Here is a 964-nt window from a genome sequence, read left to right as displayed (position 1 = left end):
TGAACCGTACCGGGTTTCTTGGAGACTAAACTCTCAGTGAAAGGAGACCCAAAATGAAATCACAATCCGCCAAACGCTATCCCCCTGAACTGCGTGAGCGCGCTGTCAGAATGTTGTTGGAACACCGTGATGAGTATGACTCTGAGCCGGATGCCATTCGTGCCATATCGTCAAAAATCGGGTGCCATTACGACACCCTACGAGCCTGGTTGCGTCAGCATAAAAATGATGTCCGTGGTGGTGTCAGCCCCGTCAGCACTGATGATGGTGGACTGAGCACCAATGAGCGCCAGCGTTTAAAAGAACTGGAGCGTGAAAATCGGGAGCTACGCCGCAGCAATGATATATTGCGCCAGGCCTCAGCTTATTTTGCTCAGGCGGAGCTCGACCGCCACTGGAAAAAATAATGCCACTTATGCAGCGTCTGAGTGGTACACACGGGGTCGGGCCGGTATGTCGCGAACTGGATATTGCCCCGTCGACATATTACTGGCATCAGCAACGCCAGCTACATCCTGAGAAATGTAGCCAACGAGAAAAGTGCGATGCTCAAATCATCCAGGAGATAAAACGCGTTTACGGAGAAAATTACAGTGTCTATGGGGCACGAAAAGTCTGGCGTCAGTTGCTCCGCGAGGGCTTTAGCGTCGCCCGGTGTACTGTTGAACGCCTGATGAAAATAATAGGTCTTCGGGGCGTACTCCGTGGCAAAGTCATCAAGACCACGATCGGTCGTAAAACAGCGGCAGCAGCGGATCTGGTAAACCGCCAGTTTGTGGCAGAACGTCCCAATCAGCTTTGGTGTGCAGATTTTACGTACGTTAGCACCTGGCATGGCTTCGCCTATGTGGCGTTCATCATCGATGTGTTCGCAGGCACGATCGTTGGCTGGCGGGTCTCATCGTCGATGGAAGCAAGGTTCGTGCTGGATGCTCTGGAACAAGCTCTGTGGGCACGTCGCCCC

General features: G+C 52.9%; 1 pseudogene and 1 other annotated feature. The pseudogene reads left to right on the top strand.

Annotation, left to right across the window (positions count from 1 at the left end):
* Positions 1-53: 53 nt before the first annotated feature.
* Positions 54-964: pseudogene (locus KOSB73_RS28160) on the top strand (IS3 family transposase); the annotation flags it as partial.
* Positions 362-478, top strand: a sequence feature (AL1L pseudoknot). Its footprint overlaps the pseudogene before it by 117 nt.

Origin of the sequence: Klebsiella grimontii (assembly GCF_900200035.1) — a bacterium.
Classification (GTDB): domain Bacteria; phylum Pseudomonadota; class Gammaproteobacteria; order Enterobacterales; family Enterobacteriaceae; genus Klebsiella; species Klebsiella grimontii.
The sequence above is the reverse complement of the archived record's forward strand: the minus strand, read 5'-3'. Positions and strand labels throughout refer to the sequence as shown.